Origin of the sequence: Acidovorax delafieldii 2AN (assembly GCF_000175235.1) — a bacterium.
In the GTDB taxonomy this organism is placed as follows: Bacteria; Pseudomonadota; Gammaproteobacteria; order Burkholderiales; family Burkholderiaceae_C; genus Acidovorax; species Acidovorax delafieldii_B.
In genome coordinates this window covers 1-5,352 of the sequence record NZ_ACQT01000239.1, presented here as the reverse complement: position 1 = coordinate 5,352, position 5,352 = coordinate 1, and the positions used below count along the sequence as shown (strand labels likewise).

4 protein-coding genes and 1 pseudogene are annotated in these 5,352 nt (G+C 66.7%); 1 reads left to right on the top strand and 4 read right to left on the bottom strand.

Annotated features, from left to right (window positions below):
* Positions 1 to 1,625: alkaline phosphatase D family protein (locus tag ACDELDRAFT_RS18675; RefSeq protein WP_005799572.1), on the top strand; the 1,625-nt coding region annotated here is incomplete at its 5' end.
* Positions 1,626 to 1,834: 209 nt separating this feature from the next.
* Here the strand turns inward: ACDELDRAFT_RS18675 and purH are convergent.
* The 4 genes and pseudogenes from purH to ACDELDRAFT_RS23725 all read right to left on the bottom strand — a co-directional run.
* Positions 1,835 to 3,451, bottom strand: a complete 1,617-nt coding sequence (gene purH, locus ACDELDRAFT_RS18670; RefSeq protein ID WP_040329895.1) for a bifunctional phosphoribosylaminoimidazolecarboxamide formyltransferase/IMP cyclohydrolase — start codon at positions 3,449 to 3,451, stop codon at positions 1,835 to 1,837.
* An 80-nt stretch (positions 3,452 to 3,531) separates the two neighbouring features.
* Entirely contained in the window at positions 3,532 to 3,765 is a 234-nt protein-coding gene (locus ACDELDRAFT_RS18665) for a Fis family transcriptional regulator (protein ID WP_005799570.1), read from the bottom strand.
* Positions 3,762 to 4,811 carry a tRNA dihydrouridine synthase DusB gene (dusB, locus tag ACDELDRAFT_RS18660; RefSeq protein ID WP_005799569.1) on the bottom strand — a complete coding sequence of 350 codons (1,050 nt, stop codon included), beginning with the start codon at positions 4,809 to 4,811 and terminating at the stop codon, positions 3,762 to 3,764. The genes ACDELDRAFT_RS18665 and dusB overlap by 4 nt, the downstream gene beginning before the upstream one ends.
* A 157-nt stretch (positions 4,812 to 4,968) precedes the next feature.
* A pseudogene (locus ACDELDRAFT_RS23725) lies at positions 4,969 to 5,352 on the bottom strand (D-Ala-D-Ala dipeptidase); the annotation flags it as partial.

Sequence of the window (5,352 nt, the reverse complement as noted above, 5' to 3'; positions counted from 1 at the left end):
TGGCCGCCTGCGGCGGCGGCGACAGCGACCCCGAGGTGCGCTTTGTCCACGGCGTGGCCAGCGGCGACCCGCTGAGCGACCGCGTCATCCTCTGGACCCGCGTCACGCCGCCGGCAGGGCACACGGCCGATATTCCTGTGCAATGGGAAGTGGCCACCGACGCCACCTTCGCCACCCTCGTGGCCAAGGGAGAAGCCACTGCCACCGCGGCAAAGGACTACACGGTCAAGGTCGATGCCACGGGTCTGAAGCCGGCCACGGCCTACCACTACCGCTTCACGGCGTACAGCGCGAAGTCGGCCACGGCGCGCACCCGCACGCTTGCCACGGGCAGCGTCGCCCAGATCAAACTGGCCGTGTTCTCGTGCGCCAACTACCCGGCGGGCTACTTCAATGTGTATGCCGAAGCCGCGCGCCGCAACGACCTCGACGCCACCGTGCATCTAGGCGATTACCTGTACGAATACGCGCGCGGTGGCTACGCGTCGGCCAACGCCGAGCAGCTGGGCCGCCTGTCGCAACCCGCCACCGAGATCCTCTCGCTGGCCGACTACCGCATGCGCCACGCGCAGTACAAGACCGACCCCGACCTGCAGGCCCTGCACGCCGCGGCCCCCATGATCGCCGTGTGGGACGACCATGAGATCGCCAACGACACGTGGGCCAACGGTGCGGAAAACCACCAGAGCGCCACCGAAGGCAGCTTTGCCGCGCGCAAGGCGGCGGCCATGCAGGCCTACCACGAGTGGATGCCCACGCGCAACGCCCAGCCCGAGCTGATCTACCGCAGTTTCAATTTCGGCAACCTGGTGGCGCTGCACATGCTCGACACGCGCGTGATCGCGCGCGACGAGCAGGTCGACTACACCCGCTTCTTCACGGCCACTGGCTTTGACGCCGCCGGCTTCACCGCCGCCGTGGGTGCCCCCGCCCGCCAACTCATGGGCACCACGCAGACCCAATGGCTGCAGCAGCAGATGGCCGCATCCACCGCCACCTGGCAGGTGCTGGGCCAGCAGGTGCTGATGGGGCGCATGAACATCCCCGCGCCCATCCTCATCGAGACCATCCAGCCTGGCGCGGGTGTGACGGTGTCGCAATACGCCGCCCTCGTGGCCAAGGCGCAGACGGCACCTGCCACGCTGACGGCGGCCGAAAAGGCCATCCTGGCCCAGCCTTCCATTCCCTACAACCTCGACGCCTGGGACGGCTACCAAGCCGCACGCGAAACCGTGCTGGGCATGTCGCGCACCCTGGGCAAGAACCTGGTGGTGCTGTCGGGCGACACGCACAATGCCTGGGCCAACGAGCTGGCAGACATGGGCGGCAACGCAGTGGGGGTGGAGTTCGCCACGTCATCGGTGTCGTCTCCCGGCTTCGAGGAATACCTGCCCAAGGAAAACCCGGCCATGCTGGCGGGCGCGCTGCAGCAGCTCATCGCACCGCTCAAATACTGCGACACCTCGCGCCGTGGCTACATGGTGCTGACGGCCACCGCCACCGAATGCCGCGCCGACTGGGTGTATGTGAACACCATCACCAGCCGCAACTACACGGCCAGCACCGACAAGTCGCTCAAGGTGCTGGCCGGCGTCAGCGGCCGCGGGCGCATCGTGGCAGCCTGACCGCCATAGGCGCCGAGCAGGAGCGCAGACAACGAAAAGCGGCCAAGGCCGCTTTTTTTTGGATGCCACGGTGCCGTTGAAACCGGAGCGGCGCATACCAGCAGACACCGCGCAAGGGCCGCCCCGCCGCGCTGGTGTTGTCCGCCTTCCCGCATCGCGCAGCGAGACGAGAGAAGGGGGAAGCGGCACAGCCGCTCAGGGGGTTGCTCTCAATGTCTGAAATGGCGCACGCCACTGAACACCATGGCCACGCCACGCTCGTTGGCGGCGTCGATCACTTCCTGGTCGCGCATGCTGCCGCCGGGCTGGATCACGCAGGTGGCGCCTGCATCGACCACCACATCGAGGCCATCGCGGAAGGGGAAGAAGGCGTCGCTCGCCACGGCCGTGCCCTGCAGGGTCAGGCCCGCATGCTGCGCCTTGATGCTGGCGATACGCGCCGAATCGAGGCGGCTCATCTGGCCCGCGCCCACGCCCATGGTCATGCCGCCCTTGCAGAAGACGATGGCGTTGCTCTTGACGTACTTGGCCACCTTCCAGGCGAACAGCAGGTCTTCCATCTCCTCCAGCGTGGGCTGCTTCTTCGTGACGACCTTCAGATCGGCCAGTGACAGCTCGTGGTTGTCGGCCGTCTGCAGCAGCAGGCCCGAGCCGATGCGCTTGGCGTCCATGGCATTGCGGCCACGTTCCCAGTCGGTCTTGCCGCCGTGCGCGGGCAGCGCGATCTTCAGCAGGCGCACGTTGACCTTGGACTTGAAAATCTCCAGTGCTTCGGCGGTGAACTCGGGGGCCATCAGCACTTCGACGAACTGCTTGCTGACCTGCTGCGCGGCCGGGCCGTCCACCACGCGGTTGAACGCGATGATGCCGCCAAAGGCGCTGGTCGGATCGGTCTGGAAGGCCTTGCTGTACGAGCTGAGCGCGTCCAGCCCGACGGCCACGCCGCAGGGGTTGGCGTGTTTGACAATCACGCAGGCCGCGGCCTCGAAGCTCTTGACGCATTCCCAGGCGGCATCGGCGTCGGCGATGTTGTTGTAGGAAAGCTCCTTGCCCTGCAGCTGCACGCCGGTGACCAACGAGCCAGGCGCGGGGTACAGGTCGCGGTACAGCGCGGCCTGCTGGTGGCTGTTTTCGCCGTAGCGCAGGTCCTGCACCTTGGTGAAGATGCCGTTGCTCTGGCCTGGGAACAGCGCGCGCTGGGGCACGTAGGTCTCGGAGAGTTTTTCTTCCTCGAAGGTGACGGACGAGAGGTAGTCGCTGATGGCACCGTCGTACTGGGCGATGCGGTTGAACGCGGCGATCGACAGCGCGAAGCGCAGCTTGTCGGACAGCTTGCATGAACCTTGACCCTGGGTGGCCTTCAGCTCGGCCAGCACGGCCTCGTACTGGTCGGCCGAGGTGATCACGCCCACGTCCTTCCAGTTCTTGGCGGCGCTGCGCACCATGGCCGGGCCGCCGATATCGATGTTCTCGATGGCGTCGGCCAGCGTGCAACCGGCCTTGGCCACGGTGGCTTCAAAGGGGTAGAGGTTGACCACCAGCAGGTCGATGGTATCGATGCCGTGCTGCTTGAGCGCAGCCATGTGTTCGGGCAACTCGCGGCGCGCCAGCAAGCCGCCGTGCACCTTGGGGTGCAGGGTCTTGACGCGGCCGTCGAGCATCTCGGGGAACTGCGTGACCTCGGCCACTTCAGTCACGGGCAGGCCCTTGTCGGCCAGCAGCTTGGCGGTGCCACCAGTGGACAGGAGCTTGATGCCCAGGGCATGCAAGGCCTGGGCGAATTCGACGATGCCAGTCTTGTCGGAGACGGAAAGGAGTGCGTTCATGGTGGTGGTTTTAAAGTGAAATCGTGCCATTGCGCTCGTCCATCAAGCGCCAATAGCTATTATTTATATAGCAAACAAGTTCACAACAGTTTGTGCTCGACCAGCTTCTTGCGCAGCGTGTTGCGGTTCAGGCCCAGCCATTCGGCGGCGCGCGACTGGTTGTTGTCGGCATGGCTCATCACCACCTCCAGCAGCGGCTTCTCAACCACGCGCACCAGCATGTCGTACATGCCGTCGGGGGTCTCGCCGCCCAAGTCGCGGAAGTAGCCCTGCAGGCTCTCGCGCACGCATTCCTCGATGTGTTTTTTGCTCATGCAGCCAATCCCTCTTGTTCTTGTGTGTCGGCGTCCATGCCTGCGGTGGCGGCCGGCAGGCGATCCATCTGGCGCCCCAGGGCATCCAGATAGTCGGCCACGGCCTGCCATTGCGCCTGGCAGTCGTCGATCGTATTGATGTGTTGTCGGAAATCCTCGCCCCCCGGGAGCTGACGCACGTACCAGGCGATGTGCTTGCGCGCGCTGCGCACACCCGTGCCCTCGCCGTACAGACTGTAGTGGTCCTGCAGGTGGTCGAGCAGCAGGCGCCGCACCTCGGCCACCAGCGGCGGTGCCAGGTGCTCGCCCGTGGCCAGGAAGTGGCCGATCTCGCGAAAGATCCAGGGCCGGCCCTGGGCCGCGCGGCCGACCATGATGGCATCGGCCCCGGTGTACGCCAGCACCTCGCGCGCCTTCTCGGGCGAGGCGATGTCGCCGTTGGCGACCACCGGCACCTGCACCGCCGCCTTCACGGCCGCGATGGTGTCGTACTCGGCCTGGCCCTTGTACCCCTGCTCGCGCGTGCGGCCGTGCACCGTGAGCATCTGGATGCCCACGGCCTCGAACTGGCGCGCCAGCGCAACGGCGTTCTTGTGCTGCTGGCACCAGCCGGTGCGCATCTTGAGCGTGACGGGCACGTTGCGCGGCGCGCAGGCGTCCACTACGGCCCGCGCGATGGACACGGCCAGCACCTCGTCCTGCATCAGCGCCGAGCCCGCCCACTTGTTGCAGACCTTCTTGGCCGGGCACCCCATGTTGATGTCGATGATCTGCGCTCCACGCTCGATGTTGTAGACGGCCGCCTCGGCCATCATGGCCGCCTCGGTGCCGGCGATCTGCACGGCGATGGGCCCGGGCTCGCCTTCATGGTTGGCGCGGCGCGAGGTCTTGAGGCTGTTCCACAGGTCCTTGCGCGAGGTCACCATCTCGCTCACCGCGTAACCTGCGCCGAGCTGCTTGCACAGCTGGCGGAACGGCCTATCGGTCACCCCCGCCATCGGGGCGACGAACAAGCGGTTCGCCAAAGGAATGTGGCCGATGTGCATGGGTGGGAGGGCAGCGAATGCTGAAAAAGGAGGCAGGATTGTACCTGCTCAAAATTTCAGCAAATGAAATGGCTGCCGACCCGCTCCGGAACAAGGGCACGAGGCCCGCGCCCGGGGTGCTGTCGGGGCAAATGACCTTGCCGAACCGGCCCTCGCGTTACCGCGCGGCCAGGTCCAGTTCACCCCCGCCGGAGCGGGGCGCCGCCTTTTGCACAAAGTGCCACCCCGCATCGGGCAGTGGATGGAACTGGTGCCGCGCCATCAAGCCGCGCAGCCACTGGCGGTTGTACTGCACGTCGGGCGACAGATCGGTGTCCTGCACCGCGGTGGACGCAGCGGCTCCCGCCGCCCCGCCCAGATCGACCGGCTCGCCGTCCGCCAGCGGGCCACGCACCACCTTGCTGGCGCGCACGCCGTCCCTCACCTCCACCTGCACCGCCAGCGCGTTGGTGGGCGCGTCACAGACTGCGCGCAACGCCAGCCCCTGGGGCTGCAGCTCTGCACCCAGGGCAGCCACGGCGCGCTGCAAAGGCCCGCCGCC

Bases quoted from the DNA above. Each gene is read 5' to 3' on its own strand.
- purH (WP_040329895.1), bottom strand. From the start codon at position 3,451: ATGAACGCACTCCTTTCCGTCTCCGACAAGACTGGCATCGTCGAATTC.
- ACDELDRAFT_RS18665 (WP_005799570.1), bottom strand. From the start codon at position 3,765: ATGAGCAAAAAACACATCGAGGAATGCGTGCGCGAGAGCCTGCAGGGC.
- dusB (WP_005799569.1), bottom strand. From the start codon at position 4,811: ATGCACATCGGCCACATTCCTTTGGCGAACCGCTTGTTCGTCGCCCCG.